The following is an 18,833-nucleotide window of genomic DNA, read 5'->3' as shown; positions in this document are numbered from 1 at the left end:
CTGTTGGCGGGCGTCATACCTCTTGGAGGCGTTCAGCCAGGTAGATGCGGTGGAACAAGACCACGACAGCCTGAGCGTAGTCTGTAATTTCTCGGGCGGCAAAACGAAGCTGCTGGGCGTCAGTCTCCATGAGGCCTTCCGAGATGACGTTTCCCTTTTCCGCACGATACATTCGGAACTCGAAGGTGTGCGGGTTGGTCCTCGCCTCGAGGATGAATAAGCCGTGCGCCATCATCACGCGGATAGCCTCGTAAGCGGTCAGGCCATCAAGCAGTGGCATGGCCTCATCCGCGTATTTCAACAGCGGGCCGGGCGTGCGGAACAGGGTCTGGACGCGCTGGATCCTCGTCGCGAGCTTGTATGGAAGTCCTTCGGGAAGGTGACGATAACAGGCCAGCACCCGGGCGCGCAGGACGATGTCGGTGATCAAATGCTCAACTTGAGAGTAAGACCCGATGATCTGGCCGCGAAGGCGCACCGCTTCAGCGACGCTGGCTTTCGACGACTCGCTGGGTTCTCGTGCCATCCGAGCAGAGAACCCCACCTTGCTCGCAATGAGAAGGGCCGCCCCGGGAAGGGACGGCCCTTTGATATTTCCGGCCAAAATCAAGCTCCGTAGATGGCCCGGTCCCTCGCCTCGGCGACGACAGCGCCCCAATCGATCAAGGCCGTGGGGATGACGTCAGTCTCGGCCGGATAGATCACGGCGAAGCTCTGGCCGTTGGAGATGACCGTTCCGCCGATGGCCTCGAACTCGCGGAGGAACCCGCGAGCGTCGAAGTCGGGAGAGGCCGAAGCCCCTCCCTGTTGCGAGGCGATCATGCCGCCTCTCTGCGATCCGACAGCCAATCGCGAACGACGAGCTTTTGCTGGGGGGACAGGGCCTCCCACATTGCCTCGGCCTTCGCCATGGCGCCGTCTTGCAAGCCCCCGTCATCGAACGAGATGCGCAGGGCGTCGCCTACCACTTCGACGGTGCCGCCTGTCTCGCGCGCTACCTTGTGGACCCAAATGCAGGGGTTGAGAGCGTCCGGATGTGGGCCGCCCGCCTGGGTCAGAAGGGCTTTCATGATGTCGCGCATCAACCGACAGTCGGTCGTCGCGTCTTCCAGTTCATCGAACCCGCCGCTGTTCTCGTAGATCAGGCGGAGACCCATCAGCTTCGCTCCGATGTTTTCCGGCGTGGCAGGAAGGGCATCGGCCTCGTTGATTGCAGCCGAAACAGGCTCGTCGGCATCGGCCTCCGCCACGCGATCACCGGCAATGGCGCGGCGCTCCAGTTCCAGTGCCGCCGTGGCTCGGCTGATGTAGTCGGCGTTTGGGTCCAGCCTCTTCGCTGTCAGGTCGAGGTAGATCGCCAACAGGCCCTTGGAGGCGTCTTTCCCATTCGACGCCACCCACTTGCGAACGGCAGGGTCAGTGAGCAAGCCGGGGCTGTCCCCGTGGAGCCACTCATACGCAGCGATCTTCTGTCCTATCTGGACCGGATCGTGGGTCGGGAGGCCGAGGAGTTTATCGGCGAAATCCTTTGCTGCGAACAAGGCGGCCCGGACCTGTTCATCGGTGTTGCCATCTTTTTCGACCAGCGCTTGTGCGCGGTCGAACGCCTGAGACGCGGCGGCGAAGTCCAGCGAGGACAGCGCGGCTGCGGGCTGCGGGGGGATGAAGCCCCGCTTGTTTGGGCGGGCCATTAGAAGGCTCTCCCGATCAGAGCGCGCACGGCGGCGGCGCGTTCAAGGCGCTCCTGCCGTTGGGCTTCGCTCGCGCTGGCCTGTTCCCTGCGGCTCTGGAAGCCCCGGAGCGGCGTCACGTTGCGGGGGAGGCGGCAACCTTCCCATGTCTCCAGACGGGTTGCGTAGGCCTCCAGCCGGGCCTTCGCCTTGGCGGCGGTCTTCGGCTTCATGGTGTCGCGGAGCTGGAAGAAGACCTCATCAAGCGCGGCAAGCGTGGCCGCGTCTTGAGGGTCAATGGTGGCGGGCCTATTTGTCAGTGTGCTCATCACGGTGAGCCTTCCTTTCGAGGTTGGGGGCGGCCCGGTTCTTTGCCGGAGCGGGTCGCCCTACCTAGTGAGGCGGTATTGCCTAACGCTAATGATGATAAGCGTTACGCCCACCTTGTCAATATGGCCATTAGCGTTTAGGCTCCGGGCATGACTCGACTGCTGCCTGAAGCCTGCCGCGCTGGACGCGCTATCCTGCGCTGGACGACTGAAGACTTGGCGCGTGAAAGCGGGGTGGCTGGCACCACCATCAATCGGCTTGAAAACGGCCTCGCTGGTCGAGCCAGTACAGAGGCTCGACTGATTGCGACCTTCGCCGCGCACGGCGTCAAGATACTGAACGGGGACAGCCCCGGCGCTCGGCTGCGTCCAGGTGGACCCGGGCGTGAGGCCTAGACCCGACGCCCTATTCCGACCCACTGGGTAGGCGGGCCAGTGCCGAGGCAGTCAGTCGCCCGGAACTTCGGACACTGTTGGTGAGAGAAGCTTGAGTAGTTCCGTCCGGGCAATCACCGTCCGACCACCCAGCTTGATGGCCGTGATCTTCTTCTGCCGTATCCACGACCAGACAGTCCACTCGCTGACGGACATGGCGACCGCCGCATCCTTGACCCCATAGGCCAGAGGATCGGGAAGGGGTGCCCTGGGCGCTTGGCTCTCGTGTGACGTCATCAGGCCCGCCTCTTTCTAACCACCCGCCCGATCCTGAAGACAGGGGCGGAAAATGGCAACGCACCTCCTCCTCGAATGACAAGGCCGACACAGGCGGCAAGGCCAGATGCTGGAGGCCCGTTCGCTGCTAATCAGGTGTTCGAGCGAGAAGGCTTTGTCTTCGCGCCCGTCTTTTTCCTGGGTTGTCGCTTCGCTCCGATCACGACATGGCGCGAGGCCAACTGAGGTTTCAGCCAAGGTTCATCTGGCGTCTGTCACCCTGCCTCTTTGAATGAGGAGGCGACCCGATGTTCGGCGAGATCCTTGCGTTCCTGCACCGCCACAACCGCGCGGTGATGCTCGGCATGATGGGCCTGCCTCTGCTCTGGCTGCTTTGATCTTCACCACGTGACGATAGGCGTCCTGCCGAACGGACAGAGAACACTTCTCAGAACTGCGAGCGGTGTTATGGTCAGACCATGCGCCTCGCCCCGCTTGCCCTTCTCGTCCTAGCAGCCTGCCAACCCGTGGAGATGGGCGACCGCGCGTCAGACCTTCCTCGGAGTGACGCCGCTGTCGTGGTCGAAGGCGACACGGCCCTTGCCCAAGGCCTCGGGATCATCGACGGAGACACCTTCCGCCTAGCCGGCGAGGTCATCCGCATCTCGAACATCGACGCTCCAGAGATGCCGCCCCGGTCCCGGTGCTGGGCAGAGGCCCGCCTCGCACGCGCTGCGACGATGGAACTCCAGCGGATCCGGGGCGAAGGGACGCCGGGCGGCTTCCGCATCACCCGCGAGGGGCAGGACCGTTACAGCCGGACCCTTGCCCGCGTCTCATACGACGGAGGGCGGACGGACGCTGGCGAGACCATGATTGCGCGCGGCATGGCGTCACCATGGACTGGCCGGCGTTGGGATTGGTGCGCTGCCGTCTCCGACGATCCGAACGGTGCTGCCATCCTTCGATCCCCGCCTTCCCCTATCGCCTCGATGCTGGAAGCCAACCGATGATCCGTCTCGATACCGCCACCCGCGCGAGCCTGATCCTCGCCGCGCTCTGCGTATCTTTCGCGTCGATCATCGGCGCGGTCTCGATGACGACCCGGACCACGCCAGCCGGGGAGGGAGCGGTCTATCGCCAGAACCTCATCACCGGTCGAGGCGAGTTCTGTAGCCCTCTGAGCTGCCGCCCCGATCCCGCCGACTATTCGGCCCGGGCCGCGGCTCCGTAGCCATCAGCGGAGTCCGGGCTGTCCTCAAGCCCCAGCGACGCCGCCCGTTCAATGAGGGACAGCGCCACGTCGTGTTCTTCCATCTGGGAGATAGCCATGGCGAGAGAGGCGCGGGAAGCTCGGAGGAGGTCGCGACAATGTGCGGCAGGCGAAGACCCAAACCGACCTTCCACGATCATGTCGTAAACAACGTCGATGGCCTTATCCATGACTTCGGAAGCGTGGGCCACGCCGAACGCCTGCCGGAGCGACTCGATGCGAGACAAGCGCTCGGGCGTCGTGGCGTAGCTCTTCCGCTGCCGCCCTTCCCCGCCGACCAACCTGCGGCTTCGCGTTTGCCCTGGGGCTCCCCGGCTCACGCTGCGGCCGCCCGAACAAACCCGGCCAAGACGGCTTCTGGCACGAGACACCCGGCCACACCGGGCTTAGGCCCCATCACTGCCACATCCCAGCGCGCCGGATCGCCTTCGTAGGCTGCGACGGCGCTGCGCCAGACGTCATCGGACCAGTCGGCCACGGTCGGCGCGGGCCTCGGCCCGCTGCGACCGGCAACCGCCCTCGCTGCGGCTGTGAGGTAAGCCGTTGGGTCGGGCGTGCCATTGACGAAGGCCGTCGCCAGCGAGGACAGAAGCTGATGGGGCTGTAGCCTGTGGGTCGAGATCAGCTTTCCGAAGAACGACCGGGCCTGAACCTCCGTCATCCGGCCGTTCGCCGTCAGAACTCCAACGGCTTCCTGCCAAGCCCTCTGATCCGGCGTCGCCCGTTCCGGAGGAACGGAAAGAGGTGATGGTGAAGGGCATTGCATAGGCATGTGCTCAAGCATTGCTTGGGGCATGGGGTCGGCGATGCTTGGAGCATTGCTTGGGGCATCCCGCCGACCGGTCTTCCGGCCGCGCCACCGGGCCTCCGCGCCCTGTCTGGCCTTGGCCTGAGCCTTGTCCGACCGGCGCTGAGCTTCGGCCCTCTCATGCTCAAGACGTCCGTGGGTCCAGCGCCCTCCAGAAACCTCGAAAAATCGGGAAATTTCTGGCCGATTTTTGCGCCATTCAGCGGCGGTGCATCCGAGGATGCGGCAGATGGAGGTGTCGTCGTCGGGCGTCGGGCCGTTCACCCACTGGTCCATCAAGAGGCGCAGATAGGTCCCGTGCTGGGAGAGCGTCAGGCGGGAGGTGTCCTTCAGATAGTCCCCGATCCACAGGGGCATCCATGCGTCGGCATTAGCCACGAGCGCCCCCGATCATCAGATCCCCAACGGCGGAGGTCGCCGGATCGCAGAAGGCTTCAACCTGAACCCCGGCGGGGCCATGGCTGTTCTTCTCCACGAGGAAGGTCAGCTTGCCCTTCGCCCTCGCCAGTTTGGCTTCGCGCTCGGCGGCTTCAGCCGGCCCCTCCCTGCTCGGGTCCATCGGGGGCCGGAGGTAATACGACGCCCGATAGAGCATCACGACGGCGCGGGCGTCTTCCTCAATCTCGCCGGCTTGCCGGAGGTCCGAAAGCTGGGGCCGCTTGTCGTCCCGCCCTTCCACGCCCCGGTTTAGTTGGCAGAGCGCGACGACGGGGACGCCGAGGCGCTTCGCCATCTCCGCCAAGCCCCGCGACACATCGGCGACCTCGGCGTGCCGGGACCCCTTCCGATCTTTGTCGGGCCTCACGATGCCGAGGTGGTCCACGATGACCGGCCCGGGCTCGATGCCCTTCTTCCGCCATTTCCGGTGCGCCCGGCGGGCCGCCGCCTCGATACGCGCGACGGTGAGGCCCGCGCGCGCGTCGATGAGGAGAGGCATCGAGGCGACCGCCGCCTGGGCTTCGCGCAACCGCTCCCATTGACGACGGGTCAGCGTCCCCTTCGACGCGGAGATGTACCAGGGATTCCCATCCGGCCCGGGCTGTCCACTGAACGTCTCCTCTGAGCGATCGTGAGCGACCGCACAGGCCACCCGGAGGCCGAGAGCGGCACCGGACATCTCAAGACTGTTGAAGGCGGTCCCGAACCCCTTCGCCGCGTTTGCGAGGGCAATGCTGATGGCAACGCCGGTCTTCAACATCCCAGGCCTGCCGGCCACGATGGCGACCTCTCCGGCCTGAAGCCCACCCGTCAGGTCGTCCAGCTCTGCGATTCCCCACGAGAAGCGGATCACCCCGTCCCGCTGCTGCGCTGCGTCGATGGCGCGACCGACCATCTCACCGGCCTGCTCCCATTCGTCACGCGCGCCGCCGACGCTGGCGATATCCGCCAGACGCGCCTCCAGAGCGGCGACATGATCCAGACCTTCGATGCCAGGGTCAGCAGCATTGAAGGCGGCGATGTCGGCGGACTCGATGAGCGCGCGGCGGGTGGCGAGGTCGGCCAGCGAAACGCCATAGTCACGAGCCGTATGGACCGGAGGGCTCCGATCCATCAGGTCGGCAAGGTAGCGGAGGCCGCCGAACTCCTCGAACGCGGGGGACAGCTTGAGACTGTCCATTACGAGGGTTGGGTCCGGCCGCCGGCCACTACGGATCATTGTCGCCAGTTCACCGAAGACGAGCTGGTGATAGGGCTCCGAAAACGTCTCCGCGGAAACCAGCCCATCGACGGCATCGAGGACGTCGCCCGACATCATCAAGCAGCCGAGCAGGGCTTGTTCCGCCTCCAGATTGCGGGGCGGGGCAGGGCGTTGAAGAGCGAAGCCGGTCACGCCTTAACCTCCAGCCAGCCCAGCGCCACAGCCTGATCGCGCGCGGCCGTCAGCGCTTCGATCAGGTCGGGCAACAGGGAGACCTGAACGCTCAGGCCCTTGCGGGTCGGCATGGGGACCGCCGCCGCCGAGAAGCTGGCGAAGACCCTCATGTCGCAGAGCCGATGGGCTTTGTAGGTGTCCAGAACGACGCGCACCTCTTCGGAGGCGTTCTTGCCGATGGTGGCGATCAGGCAGGTGGACTCAGTCATCCGACCCCTCCGTCCGCTGCTCAGCGATCTTTGCCGAGACATGGGCCGCGCGCTCTGCGTCATCCGCCAAACGCCAGACTATGGCCTTCTTGCCGCCCTCGCCGGTCTGACGCTGACCGCTATCGCGGATCAGCCCCATGCGCAGCAGTTCGCTGCACCGGGGGCGGATCGACGTGAGGACAGTCGAGATACCCTCGGCCCTCAAATCGGCGAGGATGGTCTCCGGGATGGCGGGGCCGCGCCCGAGGCGGTCCAGAACGCGTTCGCGGAGGGTGCGCTTGTCGCCCTTGGCCGCATCACGCGAGGTCTCCCCGGTGGAGTTGCGGCGGGAGAGGCCGGGGCCGGACAGGTCGGGGGCGGTCACGAGGCCACCTCGGGGAGCGTCATGACCAAAGCCGTGAAGTGGCGGGCCTGCGCAGCATAGCGCCCTGCGAGGGCTGCCAGCGCCAGCCCAGCGGTCCCCGGGCAGTCCGACACGGCAGCGGCGCAACGGCGGGCGGCGGCGCTAAACTCGTGGGCGCTGCTGACGGCTTCGGCGTGGGTCCGGGGGTGGAACAGGCGGCTTGTTGCTTGAGGGGTTTTGGGCTTATCTTCCCGCTGTTCGATGCCGCCAAGCTGAACAGAGACGGATCGCCCGCCGTGCCCGCGCACGGCGGGCGTTTCATTGATCAACATGTCCCTACGCCGCCTCCAACTTGGAAGCGCACCAGGCGTCCACAACTTCGGCCGGGAAGGCGATGCGGTTTTCGGTAAGGCGGACCGGCTTCGCGATCTCGCCGCGCTCCACCATGTTGTAGACCGTGCCTCTGCTCAGGCTGGTGCGTTTGCAGAAGTCACGGATCGAAACGAATTGGGCTTGACCCATGCCGTTGTCTCCGGACATCACAGATCGCGGGATTGCTTCTGGATGACAGGAGCAAGATCGAAGTTGGAAGCTTCTCTGTCACAGCACACGACCGCAGATTTTATGCGCTGGTCGTGTGCTCTTTCGTCTGCTCAAGCAGTTCCTTGCGCCTTGCGCGCACTGCTCTTTCAACCCTGACAGAGAAGGCCCTGTCGCGCTTGCTGACAGCGATTGGATCGTCCTCGTTGATTGGCGGGGGATCGATTCCCAATAGCTTCAAGAACTGCAAGACGAAGGTGATGAAGGCTGTCGATCGACCGAACGAATGGTCATTGCGATAACGCACCGGCCATTGATCCGGGAAGAAGTCCGCTAGGTCGGTGAACAGCGTCTTATCTGAAAGTAATGGCCCGCTGTCGTTGCCCCCTGCCCGCCAGGCCCGTTCGGCCTTCGAGCGGTCTTGCAGTTCCTGCTGGGCGTCTTCGATGGCGCGCTTCAGGGTTGCGATCGCCTCGATGATCGCGAACATTTCCGGCGCAGAGTTCAACGCCTTCTTGGTGGCCGCTTCCGCGCTGAAGCCGCGCGCCATGAGCCTTTCGAACTCCGGGTCCGCGAGCTGGCTCTCGATCACCGACTGGACCGCCACAGCGACCTCACCCCTCCCGGTAAGCTGACGCCCAATCAGCGTCACCGCTTTACGCATCTTTGCTAACTCATCGAGCCCGTCTGAAATCGGCGGAGCGGCCTCGAAATTGAGCATCGACAAATAGCGCTCACCCGCCCTCATGAGAATGTCGCGATCACCCTCCGTCATCCGGCGGCGGCGGTCATCCTTGCCGAGCGGGAAGGCCGCAGCGGCGAAGGCATCCCAATCGTTGGATGACGGACTGAAGCTTCGTTTGGATGAGGCCGGGTCAAGCCGCGGCTTTCCCGCAGTCATCAGCCGAGTGCTCGGAGATGTTCGACATTCGACGGCCTGCGCTTCTCGCCGACGATCTCCAGCAGCAGGCTTTCCCACGCTTCCAGTGCCCGCCGCTTCTCGCTCACGTACTCATTGACGTCATAGTGCGCCGAAGAGACCGCCGCCCCTCCGCCTGCGTCCGTGCCGTGGCCGAGCACCTTCGACCGGATGAAGGGCGAGACACCGAGACGTTCGCTGGTGAGGATCGTGGATCCTGTGCGGCGGAGGTCATGGATCGTGGCGCCCTCAACGCCGATGCTGGAACGCAACTTGTCCATCGCGTGGGTGAGGCTGTCGGGGCGGATAGGCGTGTTCGCATCGCGAGGCCCGGGGAACACGACAATGCGATTCGGTCGCTTGGCATTGCTATCCGCCGCCTCCCGTCTCGCCTGCGCTTCGGCCGCGATGGCGAGGGCTTCCCGGATCAGGACGACGGCGCGAGGGGGTAGCGCCACCTGATGCGGCTTGCCGTTCTTCATCCGCTCGGGCGGAATGATCCAAGTGCCGGCGTCTAGGTTCAGCTCATCGATCGCCATGCCGACCACTTCGACGCGGCGCTGAAGCAGCAAGGCGCAAAGCTGGATCGCGATTGCCACGGGGCGGCCGACATGCAGCCGCTCGCCGTCCTTGTCGCGAAGGTCGCTCGGGTCTGACAGGGCAGTCCAAAGCAGCTTCAGTTCTGGATCGGACCAGATGCGGCGGCGGGACTTCGCGTCATGGAAGGAGTCGAAGCCCATAGCCGGGTTGATGACGACGTGTTCCTCGGCAATGCCGAAGTTGAATATCTGCCGGATCAGGGCTTGCGTGCGGTTGGTCTGCGCTCCGATGCCCTTGGCCGTCATGTCCCGGAGCAGGCCCTTGATCGTGGCGCGGGTGATCTCTGCCAGGGCGAGAGGTCCTAGGCCCGGCTCGATATGTCGGGTGTAGATGCCCTTCTCATAGGCGATGGTCTGGGGGCGCTTGCGCTTCTTCTTCGGCTTCCACTCGCCGGTTTCGCAGGCGACCCAATAGGCGGCGGCGAGGTCGCCGAAGGTGCGGACGGTGAGGGCCTTCGCGATGACGCGCGCCTTCCGCTTCTCGCCCAACGGGTCCGCGCCCTTGTCGATTTCGTTCTTGAGCCTGCCCGCTTCCAGACGCGCGGCCCGTAGGCCCATGCGCGCGGCGTCCCCTACCTTGTGGCGCTGCGAGCGTCCGTCCGGTGCGCGATATCGCAGCACCCATGATTTGACGCCCTTGTCCGTAACCCGGAGCGTCAGTCCCGGCGTGAGGGCGTCGTGAAGCTCCAGCCGTTCGCCGGGCTTCGCCTTCGCAGCCTGCACGGCGCGGTCGGTCAGGTTGACCCGTGCCATTCGTCTTTGTCCCTTCGCCGCCAAGCGATCCGAAAGGGTGACAACTTGTCATCCTATCCGGAATGTCCTGTGTCCCCGGCAAATCGTGGGGACACACAGAACATGAACTGCACTGTGCGCCGCTGATACGGTTGACGCAACGGGCTAGGCGGGGCGGGGATTTGCTAAGGTGTGGATGACACGGCTAATCCCCGTTGACACCCTACTTCGGTGCTTTCCTAAAGCAGAGGTCGGGGGTTCGAGTCCCTCCGGGGTCGCCATCCCTTCAGCGAGCTATCGCCACCTCGAGCCTTCGCCGTGGCCGCCGACGCTCTCCCATTCGGGCGGGGCGGCCTTGTGGACGTATTGCTCGGACACCATCCAGCCCTTGAACGGCCGCAGGACCAGCAGGCAGGCGGCCGCGATCAGGGGGAAGGTGAAGGCGAAATGGACCCAGATCGGCGGGTGGACCGTGAACTCGAAAGCCATGAAGGCCATCATGCCGAGGATGCCTATGGCGGACATGGCGAAGAAGGCCGGGCCGTCGGCGGGTTCGGCGAAACCGTAGTCCAGGTCGCAGACGGGGCAGGCGGGCCGGATGGTCAGATATCCCTGCAGTAGCGGACCCTCGCCGCAACGCGGGCAACGGCAGCGCAGACCGGTCGAGAGGGTCGAGAGACGGGGATAGACGGGGGCTTCGGCGGGGATCATGGTCGCTCCTGACGCCGCTCAGGTCGGCGCTTTGATACAACGCCGCAAGGGGGCCTTCGGTCACATCCCATTAACCGCCTCTAAAGGGCGATCGCGCGAGTGTGCGCGCGAATGGCAGGCCCGCGCACCAGCACAGCGATAGGACGAACCACGGCGGCGCTCGGCGTCGCAGGGACGATTGCGCTCGCGCCGATCGCGGGCGCCGTCGTTCCGGCCTTCGCCCAGGAGGCTGCGGCGGCCCTGGATCCCATCACCATCCGCGTCGGCGCCAATGACGGCTTCACCCGGATCGAGTTCGCCGGGATCGTCGGATCGCGGTCGCGCGTGCGTCGCGACGGCCAGACCGTCGTCGTGCGGATCGGCTCGACCGCCGCCCCTGACGTCAGCCGCCTGAAGAACGATCCGCCCCCGGGCGTGGAAAAGGTCGAGACCCGCGCGGCCCTGGACGCCACCGAACTGGTCATCACCCTGGCGGAAGGGTCGGACGCCCGCACCGGAAGCGCGGATGGTGCGGTCTGGCTGAACCTCTATCCCGCCGGCGCCGCGCCGGCCGCGCCGGCCGGAGCGGCCGTGCCCGCGGGCGGCGCGGTGCCTGTCATCGCGACCAAGGCCGCCGAACAGGTCAGCCTGTCGTTCGCCTGGGGGGCGCCGGTGGGCGCGGCCGTGTTCAGGCGCGGCGATGCGGTCTGGGTGGTGTTCGACACCGCCGCCCGAATGGACATGTCGAAGGCAAGCGACCTGGGGGTCGCCGGGGACGCGCGCTGGGCCGTGGGGCCAGACTATACCGCCATCCGCATCTCGGCGCCGGAAGCCCTGTCGGTCACCGCCAGGGGAGAAGGCGCGACCTGGACCGTCACGATCGGCGGGCCGACAGCGCCCCCAGCCAGCGTCGTGATCGATCGCGACGACACGGGCGACACGGCGCTTGTGGCCCGCATGGCCGGGGCGACCCGGACGGTCTGGCTGACCGATCCGATGGTCGGCGACCGGTTCGCCGCCGTTACGGTCCTGGCTCCCGGCAAGGGGTTCGCCGACACGCGCCGTACGATCGACCTGACCCTGTTGCCGACGGCCCAGGGGCTGGCGATCGAGACGCCGACCGACGACCTGTCGATCAAGGCCGAGGGCGATCTCGTCACCCTGTCACGGCCGGGCGGCCTGCTCCTGTCGCCGCCTTCGATGGCGCTCGAGGCGGTCGAGCCCGCCCATGCCGAGGCGCCGGGGAAGGCCAAGTATCCCGCCCTGATCCTGAGCGAATGGGGCGATGCGGGCGAGGAGGGCTTCTCCACCCGTTACCGCAAGCTCCAGGACGCTGCGGCGCTGGAGTCGATCGCCGCCTCCGACAACCCGCGCGCGCCGATCGAGGCGCGGTTGGCCCTGACGCGGTTCCTGGTTGGATCGGGCCTCGGTTTCGAGGCCATCGGCGTGGTCAACGCCATGTTCGCGAAAACACCGTCCCTGCAGGGCGAGCCGGAACTGCGCGGCCTGCGTGGCGCGGCGCGGGCCTCGATCGGGCGGCTGGAAGAGGCGACGCTGGACTTCTCGTCCGGGGCTCTGGCCGGGGACCCGTCGACCAAGGTCTGGCAGGGCTGGCTGGCGGCCGAGCGAGGCGACTGGGAGGAAGCGCGCCGCGCCTTCGCGGGCGGGGCCGCCGCCATCGACGACTTCCCGCCGATCTGGCGCGCCCGCTTCGGCGCGGCCCACGCAATGGCGGCGCTGGAGACCGGCGATCTGGACGCTTCGAAGTCGCTGCTGGCCTACAGTTTCTCGCAGGAGGCGCCGGCCGCCGACCAACTCGTCGCCCGCCTGGTGCAGGCGAGGCTGTTCGAACTGGAGGGGGCCACCGACCGGGCTCTGGCGGTCTACAAGGCCATCGGCCGGGCGCCGCTGGACGGCATCGCCACCCCGGCCAAACTCGGCGTGATCCGTATTGAACTCGCCAAGGGCACGCTGACGCCGACGGCCGCGGCCGCCCAGCTGGAGCAGCTGAAGTGGCGCTGGCGCGGAGACGCGACCGAACTGTCGGTCATCCGCACCCTGGGCGGCCTCTATCTGTCACAGGGGCGCTATCGCGAGGCGCTGGATGCGCTGCGCGGGGCGGGCAAGCGGCTGGCCGACCTGCCGGGGGCCGTCGAACTGCAGACCGACCTGTCGAACGCCTTCCGCGCCCTGTTCCTGGACGGCGCCGCCGATGGGCTGCAGCCGGTGCAGGCGCTGGCCCTGTTCTACGACTTCCGCGACCTGACGCCGGTGGGCGCCGACGGGGACGAGATGGTGCGTCGTCTGGCCCGGCGTCTGGTCGACGTCGACCTGCTGGACCAGGCCGCCGAGCTGCTGAAATACCAGGTCGAGAACCGGCTGGAGGGTGTCGCCAAGGCCCAGGTCGCGACGACCCTGGCCACGGTCCTCTTGATGGACCGCCAGCCAGAGCCGGCTCTGCAGGCCATCTGGGCCTCGCGCACGACCCTGTTGCCGACCGCCCTGAACGCCGAGCGCCGGGCGCTGGAGGCGCGGGCGCTCATGGATCTCGGCCGATACGACCACGCGCTGGAAACCCTGGCCGACGACCGCAGCCCCGAGGCGCAGCAGGTCCGGGCCGACATCTTCTGGAAGCAGGAGAACTGGGCCGGGGCGGCGGCGCTGTACGAGGCCCGGCTGGGCGATCGCTACAAGGACACGGCCACGGCGCTGACGCCGGCCGAGGAAAGCCAGGTGATCCGGGCCGGCGTCGGCTACTCGCTGGCGAGGGATGCTGGCGCGCTGTCGCGACTGTCGCGGAACTATGGCCCGTTCGAGGACCGTGCGCGGTCGGGGGCGGCCCTGCGCATCGCCCTGGACGGTCTGGATGGAATGGAAGGGGCGGCGAACGCCCAGGACTTCGCCGGACTGACTGCCGGCGCCGACACCTTCACCGGCTGGGTCAACCAGATGAAGACCCAGCTCAGAGAAAGAACGGGCGGGAATCGCGCTGCCGCGACTAATCCTCCCCCGTAGGGGGAGGGGGACCGCGTAGCGGTGGAGGGGGTTTGCCCCAGACACCCTCTTCGCGGTTGGCCCCCTCCGTCATGGCGCGAAGCCGCGCCATGCCACCTCCCCCGGTGGGGGAGGATTGATCCTTACTTGTTGACCGCATCCTTGAGCGGCTTCGATACGCGGAAGCGCACGGCCTTTGACGCGGCGATCTTGATGGTCGCGCCCGTGGCCGGGTTGCGGCCTTCGCGAGCGGCGCGGGCAGCGGTGTCGAAAACACCCAGGTTGGAGATGCGGACATCACCGCCGCCGGTCAGCGACGAATGGATGTTCTTGACGATGGCTTCCAGCACGCGGCCGGCGTCGGCCTGGCTGACACCGGCATCCTTGGCGACGGCGGCGATGAGTTCAGCTTGAGTGGTCATTATGGGTCGTTTCCCGAAAAGCTCGCCCGTGATTCCGGGCGACGACGGATGGATCAACACGCCTTTTGGGCGACTTGGCAAGCGCCAATGGCGCGCAAAGCCTTTGAGGGTGGGAACCTAGCCCGTTCCGGACGCCTGTCGGAAGCTCTCGACCAGGCTTCCGGCGACCAGTCTCCAGCCATCAACCAGCACGAAAAAGATCAGCTTGAACGGGAGTGAAATCACCACCGGCGGCAGCATCATCATACCCATGGACATGAGCACGCTGGCGACCACAAGATCGATCACAAGAAACGGAATAAAAAGGAGAAATCCGATTTCGAAGGCCTTCTTCAACTCCGAGATCATGAAGCTGGGAACGATGACCCGCAGGGGCAGTTCGGCGGCCGTCGTGGGGACCTCCAGACGGCTCAGCCGGGTGAACAGGGCGAGGTCTCCCTGGTCCACCTGGGCGAGCATGAAAGTCTTCACAGGTTCCGACGCCAGATCGAAGGCCTGGGGCAGTTCCATCTGCTGATCCATCAGGGGTCGGATGCCCGAATCATAGGCGTCCTGCCACGTCGGAGCCATGACGATGGCGCTCAGGAAGAGGGCCAGGGACACGAGGACGGCGTTCGGCGGCGACTGCTGCATGCCGAGCGCGGTGCGCAGCAGCGACAGCACCACGATGATGCGCACGAAGCTGGTGGTCATGATCACGATCGACGGCGCCAGCGACAGGACCGTCATCAGACCGACCAGCTGGACGACGCGCTCGGTCAGGCCGGCGCCGGTGCCGAGATCGACATTGATCGCAGAGCCCGCGCCGCCGGCGGCCGCCGCATCCTGGGCGAAGGCGGCCAGAGGCCACAGGAGGCAGAGCAGGGTGGTGATCGCGGACAGTTTGAGCGCGTTGAGGAACTCCGCGCGGGTGGGGACGACGAACCACGTCTCCCTCCCCCTGCGGGGGAGGGTGGTCGCGGAGCGACCGGGTGGGGGGGGCAAGGCTGAACGACTAAGGGCGGAGTTTGTCCTGCCTTGACGTCCCCACCCGCCTTCGCTTCGCTCAGCCACCCTCCCCGAACGGGGAGGGAGAAGATCGTGCGGTCCGCTCATTTCTCGACGCCCCTCGGCTCGATCAACTCGCGGCCTTCACCCAGCAGGAGGAGGCGTTCCTCATCGTCGATCCTGACCAGGACCAGGCGGCGGGCGGGATCCAGCACCAGGGTCTCGACGACCTTCAGCCGGCGCTCGCCGCGCTCGGCGTTGAGCCTGGCCATCAACTGGGGCGCATAGCGACGCGCGGCCCAGGCGGCCAGGCCGATCAGGCCCAGAGTGAAGGCGAGGCCGAAGATGGCGCGCGCGAGATCGAGGAAGTTCATTCTGAAGGGCCCCGGAGAACTCGGGGAACTTTAACCAACGTGGTTAACGTCGCGTTTAGATAAGCCCTCGTTAACCATACAGGCGGCATTTTCTGCCCATCGATCAAGGAAACGATCCCGATGGGCGTCGCCGACATCCCTCTTCTGAGCCAGATCAAGGGCCGCATGACCTGGCTGGACGAACGCCAGCGTCTGATCGCCCAGAACGTCGCCAACTCGGATACGCCCGGCTACGTCGGTCGCGACCTGAGAGCCCCGACGGACTTCGCCGCCGCCATGCGGGACGGGGGAGGACTGCGCATGGTCCAGACCTCGGCCGGCCACATGCCTGTCGGCGGACCGAACGGCGCGCCGGTGGCCCGCTTCACGTCGGAGGCCTCGCCGGATTCCGAAACCACGCTCGACGGCAATGCGGTGGTGGTCGAGGAGCAGATGCTGAAGATGGCCGAGAGCCGCATGGCCTATGACGCCGCGATCGGCCTCTACACCAAGTCGATGGCCATGATCGGCCTGGCGGCCAAGGTTCCGGGTCGATGAGCCGTAAGGGAAGCGCCCGATGAGTGATCCGATCAACGGCCGCAACGGCACGCCGCGCAACAGCGCCATGGCGGTCGCCGCCTCCGCCCTGACCGCGCAGCAGTCGCGCATGCGGATCATCGCCGAGAACATCGCCAACGCGGACTCGACGGCTCCGACGGCCGGAGGCAATCCCTATCGCCGCCAGATTCCGGTCTTCGAGGCGCGGGGCATCGACGGCGCCACCGGGGTGTCGCTGGCCGAGGTTCGGCCGGATCAGAGCGACTTCCGGCGCGAATACGACCCGACCCATCCGGCGGCCGACGGCGAAGGCTATGTCCTGCGACCCAACGTCGACACCCTGATCGAGGCCATGGACATGCGCGAGGCGCAGCGGGCCTACGAAGCCAATCTGAACGTCATCGAGACGGCGCGGTCGATGGAAAGCCGCACCCTCGATATCCTCAAGCGATAGGGCCTGATCGATGTCGATGAACCCGTTGATGGCCGCCCGGGCCTATGCCCAGGCCCAGGGAGCCGGCGGAGCGACGGCCGGCGCCGAGGTCGCGGGCGGTCCCGAGTTTTCGCAGCTGTTATCCAACGTCATGGGCGACATGACGCAACAGACGCGCGTGGCCGAGACCAACATGACCCAGGCCGTCCAGGGGCAGGGCTCGATGATCGACGTGGTCACGTCGATTTCCAGCGCCGAGGCCTCGCTGCAGACCGTGATCGCGGTGCGTGACCAGGTGATCTCCGCCTATCAGGAAATCATGCGGATGCCCATTTAAGGGCAGGCCGCTATCGCTCGCCGCGCGGAGCCTCGCGACCATTCTTCAGGGCGCTACCGCTCGGCTCGCGGAGCCTCGCTGCCTGAGCGCAGGGTCGGCGCGGCAGCCTCACCTGGGCTGCACGTCGAAGGCGACGGTCAGGCGCTCGCCGCCGCCCGTGAACGGCTCGGTGCCGTGCCACATCCACGACGGGAACAGGGCGACGCGGCCGGGTTCCGGCTCGATCCAGTGTTCCGGCGCCAGTTCCAGCCCGACGCCCAGCCGACAGGCTCCGAATCGCAACCAGCCGGCTCTGGGCTGCTCCGGCGACAGTTCCGGGGTCTGGACATACAGGGCCGAGGAGACCCAGCCGTTCGGATGGATGTGGTCGCTGTGGCGCCCTCCGGCGGTGAGCCGCACGGACCAGGAGCCGATGATCTCGAAGCCTCCACCCGCACGGCGGCTCATCGGGTCGTCCCGGCCGGCCATCGCGCCGATGTAGCGTTCGATGGGGTCTGTCAGGGCGCTGAAGATCGCGTCGATGGCCGGATCGCCGGCGAAACGCGGGTCCAGCGCAGCCTGCACGCCGGAGCGGATCGACTGGCCCAGGGGTTGGGCCCGGAAAGGATGAAGGGCGCGCAGACCGGCGGTCGCTTCGGCCAGCCACGCCTCGCGATCCTGGCCGACGGGCCCGGCCAGATCGAACGAGGCGGTCAGCCGGCGATAGTCGTCGTCGGAGAGCGCGCGCGGATCGCCGACCACCCTCCAGGCGACGTAGCGCAGGGCGAGGGCGTACTGATCGCCCGGCGTGGTCGCAAGGTGCGCATCCAGTCCCGGCAGGGCCTCGCCGGATCGACCGCAGGCCATCAGGGCCGCCAGCCGCGCCACCCGGGCGTCGGCATCGCCCGGTGCGGCGCCTGCCGCAGCCTCGGCATGCTTCAGGGCCAGGGCCGGATCGAAGCCCGAGGCGGCGGCCGAGGCTGTCGCGTCGAGAGACGCAGGGTGGGGCCCGGTCAGCCACGGTTCCAGCCCGCGATAGGCCGCCTCGTCGCCCACGATGTCTCGCACGATCCCTGCGCGCAGGCCGGCCAGCGGCGCGGTCGGCGCCGACTGGAGCCGGGCGTCGATCGCGGCCAGAGCCGCACGGGCGTCACCGCTCCGCATCCAGATCAGCTGGGCCTGGTCCCGCAGGGCGTCGGCATAGTCCGGGCGACGCATCAGGGTCTGGCGCAGGGCCTCTTCGGCCTCCGCGAGCCGGCTCGACGAGATCAGGGCGCGGGCGAACACCAGCCAGGTCTCAGGCGCGTCGCCGCCCTTGGCGAAGGCGCGCCGGACAGCCGCCAGAGCTCCCTCGGCGTCACCCATGTCGCCAAGGGCGGCGGCCAGATTGTGCTCGGCCACGGCGCTCGCGGGACGGGCTGCGACGGCCTGCTCCAGGGTCTGGAGACGCGCCGTCGATTCGGGGCCATGGCCGTTCACGGCTTTGACGGCAGGCTCAGCGTTCGCGACGGACGCGCACCGACCGCGCACCGCCGACGCTCAGCAGATAGCTGCCCACTGCGCCCTGACGGATGCGCACTACGGCCCCCGGCGCGACACGGGCGGTGACGCGCTCCATGTCGATCTGACGCCAGATCGCACCGTCGGCGAGGACGAAGGTCCACTGGCCCCGTCCATCCTGGCGTCCGCTGGTCAAAGTCGTCTCGATCGCGTCGACCGGGTCATCCTGTCGCAGGCGCCCGAACAGATTGGCGGTGGCGAGGTCGAGACCGAACAGGCGGGCGCGGGTCTCGCGCGCCTGGACCCGGTCGATCACCGTGACCTCGCCCCGCTGTTCGGCGGTGTCGAACGCGGCCGCCGCGGCGTCGAAACAGGCCAGCCGCGCGTCGGTCGCCGTGATCGCCCGGCAGGCCAGCAAACCCTCAAGCAGCGCGGGTCTGGCGGTCGCCGCGTCCTGCGCATGGCCGGTCAAAGGGGCCACGAAAGCCGCCGCGGCCAGGATGAGCCCCGACACTGTCAGAGGCCGAGCTTTCTTGCGCATGTTCGTATCCCCGAGAAGAGTGATCCCCCCTTCTTACGCGATATTTTCCCCGTAGCGGCAATGGGGCCGGTGCGTGGTCTGAATGTGACAATC

At 66.9% G+C, this 18,833-nt stretch carries 25 protein-coding genes and 1 pseudogene; 6 read left to right on the top strand and 20 right to left on the bottom strand.

The genetic code is table 11. The features are described 5' to 3' along the window. Nucleotides 1–13 precede the first annotated feature (13 nt). From ACP7AB_RS01195 to ACP7AB_RS01175, 5 genes are all read right to left on the bottom strand, one after another. The gene (locus ACP7AB_RS01195) at nt 14–604 is read right to left on the bottom strand and encodes a hypothetical protein (RefSeq protein WP_426046067.1); all 591 of its coding nucleotides are present in this window, start codon (nt 602–604) and stop codon (nt 14–16) included. Nucleotides 605–606: 2 nt separating this feature from the next. After that, nucleotides 607–822 carry a hypothetical protein gene (locus tag ACP7AB_RS01190; RefSeq protein WP_426046066.1) on the bottom strand — a complete coding sequence of 72 codons (216 nt, stop codon included), beginning with the start codon at nt 820–822 and terminating at the stop codon, nt 607–609. Next, entirely contained in the window at nt 819–1,691 is an 873-nt protein-coding gene (locus ACP7AB_RS01185) for a hypothetical protein (RefSeq protein WP_426046065.1), read from the bottom strand. Before ACP7AB_RS01185 ends, ACP7AB_RS01190 begins: the two co-directional genes overlap by 4 nt. Then, complete coding sequence (locus tag ACP7AB_RS01180; protein ID WP_426046064.1) at nt 1,691–1,999, bottom strand: hypothetical protein; 309 nt, start codon at nt 1,997–1,999, stop codon at nt 1,691–1,693. The genes ACP7AB_RS01185 and ACP7AB_RS01180 overlap by 1 nt, the downstream gene beginning before the upstream one ends. 447 nt (nt 2,000–2,446) lie before the next feature. Further along, a complete protein-coding gene (locus ACP7AB_RS01175) occupies nt 2,447–2,671 on the bottom strand; it encodes a helix-turn-helix domain-containing protein (RefSeq protein ID WP_426046063.1) in 225 nt (74 codons plus the stop codon). A 557-nt stretch (nt 2,672–3,228) separates the two neighbouring features. Between ACP7AB_RS01175 and ACP7AB_RS01170 the strand changes: the two genes are divergently transcribed. Both ACP7AB_RS01170 and ACP7AB_RS01165 read left to right on the top strand, forming a co-directional pair. Next, nucleotides 3,229–3,663 carry a thermonuclease family protein gene (locus ACP7AB_RS01170; RefSeq protein WP_426046062.1) on the top strand — a complete coding sequence of 145 codons (435 nt, stop codon included), beginning with the start codon at nt 3,229–3,231 and terminating at the stop codon, nt 3,661–3,663. Continuing rightward, nucleotides 3,660–3,884, top strand: coding sequence for a hypothetical protein (locus ACP7AB_RS01165; RefSeq protein WP_426046061.1), 225 nt, complete (start codon nt 3,660–3,662; stop codon nt 3,882–3,884). Before ACP7AB_RS01170 ends, ACP7AB_RS01165 begins: the two co-directional genes overlap by 4 nt. Nucleotides 3,885–4,239: 355 nt before the next feature. On the opposite strand, the gene ACP7AB_RS01160 is transcribed toward ACP7AB_RS01165, so the two are convergent. The 10 genes and pseudogenes from ACP7AB_RS01160 to ACP7AB_RS01115 form a co-directional block, all read right to left on the bottom strand. After that, nucleotides 4,240–4,584: a hypothetical protein gene (locus tag ACP7AB_RS01160; RefSeq protein ID WP_426046080.1), complete on the bottom strand. Its 345-nt coding sequence runs from the start codon at nt 4,582–4,584 to the stop codon at nt 4,240–4,242. 276 nt (nt 4,585–4,860) lie between these two features. Beyond that, a pseudogene (locus ACP7AB_RS01155) lies at nt 4,861–5,088 on the bottom strand (DUF1376 domain-containing protein); the annotation flags it as partial. Nucleotides 5,089–5,101: 13 nt separating this feature from the next. Further along, entirely contained in the window at nt 5,102–6,562 is a 1,461-nt protein-coding gene (locus ACP7AB_RS01150) for a replicative DNA helicase (protein WP_426046060.1), read from the bottom strand. After that, nucleotides 6,559–6,813 carry a hypothetical protein gene (locus tag ACP7AB_RS01145; RefSeq protein WP_426046059.1) on the bottom strand — a complete coding sequence of 85 codons (255 nt, stop codon included), beginning with the start codon at nt 6,811–6,813 and terminating at the stop codon, nt 6,559–6,561. Before ACP7AB_RS01145 ends, ACP7AB_RS01150 begins: the two co-directional genes overlap by 4 nt. Further along, complete coding sequence (locus tag ACP7AB_RS01140; RefSeq protein ID WP_426046058.1) at nt 6,806–7,177, bottom strand: hypothetical protein; 372 nt, start codon at nt 7,175–7,177, stop codon at nt 6,806–6,808. The genes ACP7AB_RS01145 and ACP7AB_RS01140 overlap by 8 nt, the downstream gene beginning before the upstream one ends. Further along, nucleotides 7,174–7,488 (bottom strand): hypothetical protein, encoded by a 315-nt coding sequence (locus ACP7AB_RS01135; protein WP_426046057.1) that lies wholly within the window; start codon nt 7,486–7,488, stop codon nt 7,174–7,176. The genes ACP7AB_RS01140 and ACP7AB_RS01135 overlap by 4 nt, the downstream gene beginning before the upstream one ends. Before the next feature lie 4 nt (nt 7,489–7,492). After that, entirely contained in the window at nt 7,493–7,678 is a 186-nt protein-coding gene (locus ACP7AB_RS01130; RefSeq protein WP_426046056.1) for a helix-turn-helix transcriptional regulator, read from the bottom strand. 100 nt (nt 7,679–7,778) lie between these two features. Continuing rightward, complete coding sequence (locus ACP7AB_RS01125; protein ID WP_426046055.1) at nt 7,779–8,597, bottom strand: hypothetical protein; 819 nt, start codon at nt 8,595–8,597, stop codon at nt 7,779–7,781. Then, nucleotides 8,597–9,967 (bottom strand): tyrosine-type recombinase/integrase, encoded by a 1,371-nt coding sequence (locus tag ACP7AB_RS01120; protein WP_426046054.1) that lies wholly within the window; start codon nt 9,965–9,967, stop codon nt 8,597–8,599. The genes ACP7AB_RS01125 and ACP7AB_RS01120 overlap by 1 nt, the downstream gene beginning before the upstream one ends. A gap of 273 nt (nt 9,968–10,240) precedes the next feature. Continuing rightward, on the bottom strand, nt 10,241–10,657 hold the full coding sequence (locus tag ACP7AB_RS01115; protein WP_425988076.1) for a DUF983 domain-containing protein: 417 nt from the start codon (nt 10,655–10,657) through the stop codon (nt 10,241–10,243). Between the two features lie 111 nt (nt 10,658–10,768). Here ACP7AB_RS01115 and ACP7AB_RS01110 point away from each other — a divergent pair, with 111 nt between their 5' ends. Further along, a complete protein-coding gene (locus ACP7AB_RS01110; RefSeq protein WP_425988074.1) occupies nt 10,769–13,651 on the top strand; it encodes a hypothetical protein in 2,883 nt (960 codons plus the stop codon). A gap of 122 nt (nt 13,652–13,773) precedes the next feature. On the opposite strand, the gene ACP7AB_RS01105 is transcribed toward ACP7AB_RS01110, so the two are convergent. The 3 genes from ACP7AB_RS01105 to ACP7AB_RS01095 all read right to left on the bottom strand — a co-directional run bounded on the left by ACP7AB_RS01105 (nt 13,774) and on the right by ACP7AB_RS01095 (nt 15,413). Beyond that, nucleotides 13,774–14,052, bottom strand: a complete 279-nt coding sequence (locus ACP7AB_RS01105) for an HU family DNA-binding protein (RefSeq protein ID WP_298162342.1) — start codon at nt 14,050–14,052, stop codon at nt 13,774–13,776. A 117-nt stretch (nt 14,053–14,169) separates the two neighbouring features. Further along, nucleotides 14,170–14,934 (bottom strand): flagellar type III secretion system pore protein FliP, encoded by a 765-nt coding sequence (fliP, locus tag ACP7AB_RS01100; protein ID WP_425988285.1) that lies wholly within the window; start codon nt 14,932–14,934, stop codon nt 14,170–14,172. Between the two features lie 209 nt (nt 14,935–15,143). Continuing rightward, nucleotides 15,144–15,413: a flagellar biosynthetic protein FliO gene (locus ACP7AB_RS01095; RefSeq protein WP_425988071.1), complete on the bottom strand. Its 270-nt coding sequence runs from the start codon at nt 15,411–15,413 to the stop codon at nt 15,144–15,146. Nucleotides 15,414–15,533: 120 nt separating this feature from the next. Between ACP7AB_RS01095 and ACP7AB_RS01090 the strand changes: the two genes are divergently transcribed. The 3 genes from ACP7AB_RS01090 to ACP7AB_RS01080 are packed head-to-tail and all read left to right on the top strand — an operon-like array spanning nt 15,534 to nt 16,720. Beyond that, nucleotides 15,534–15,950, top strand: a complete 417-nt coding sequence (locus ACP7AB_RS01090; protein WP_425988070.1) for a flagellar basal body rod protein FlgB — start codon at nt 15,534–15,536, stop codon at nt 15,948–15,950. A gap of 19 nt (nt 15,951–15,969) precedes the next feature. Further along, nucleotides 15,970–16,404 carry a flagellar basal body rod protein FlgC gene (gene flgC / locus ACP7AB_RS01085; RefSeq protein ID WP_425988068.1) on the top strand — a complete coding sequence of 145 codons (435 nt, stop codon included), beginning with the start codon at nt 15,970–15,972 and terminating at the stop codon, nt 16,402–16,404. 16 nt (nt 16,405–16,420) lie between these two features. Then, nucleotides 16,421–16,720, top strand: coding sequence for a flagellar hook-basal body complex protein FliE (locus ACP7AB_RS01080; protein ID WP_425988282.1), 300 nt, complete (start codon nt 16,421–16,423; stop codon nt 16,718–16,720). A 108-nt stretch (nt 16,721–16,828) separates the two neighbouring features. Here the strand turns inward: ACP7AB_RS01080 and ACP7AB_RS01075 are convergent, their stop codons facing one another. Both ACP7AB_RS01075 and ACP7AB_RS01070 read right to left on the bottom strand, forming a co-directional pair. After that, a complete protein-coding gene (locus ACP7AB_RS01075) occupies nt 16,829–18,178 on the bottom strand; it encodes a putative 2OG-Fe(II) oxygenase (protein ID WP_425988066.1) in 1,350 nt (449 codons plus the stop codon). A 16-nt stretch (nt 18,179–18,194) separates the two neighbouring features. Then, nucleotides 18,195–18,740 carry a hypothetical protein gene (locus ACP7AB_RS01070; RefSeq protein ID WP_425988063.1) on the bottom strand — a complete coding sequence of 182 codons (546 nt, stop codon included), beginning with the start codon at nt 18,738–18,740 and terminating at the stop codon, nt 18,195–18,197. Nucleotides 18,741–18,833: the final 93 nt, after the last annotated feature.

This window comes from Brevundimonas sp. TWP3-1-2b1, assembly GCF_049896165.1.
Classification (GTDB): domain Bacteria; phylum Pseudomonadota; class Alphaproteobacteria; order Caulobacterales; family Caulobacteraceae; genus Brevundimonas; species Brevundimonas subvibrioides_B.
The sequence above is the reverse complement of the archived record's forward strand: the minus strand, read 5'-3'. Positions and strand labels throughout refer to the sequence as shown.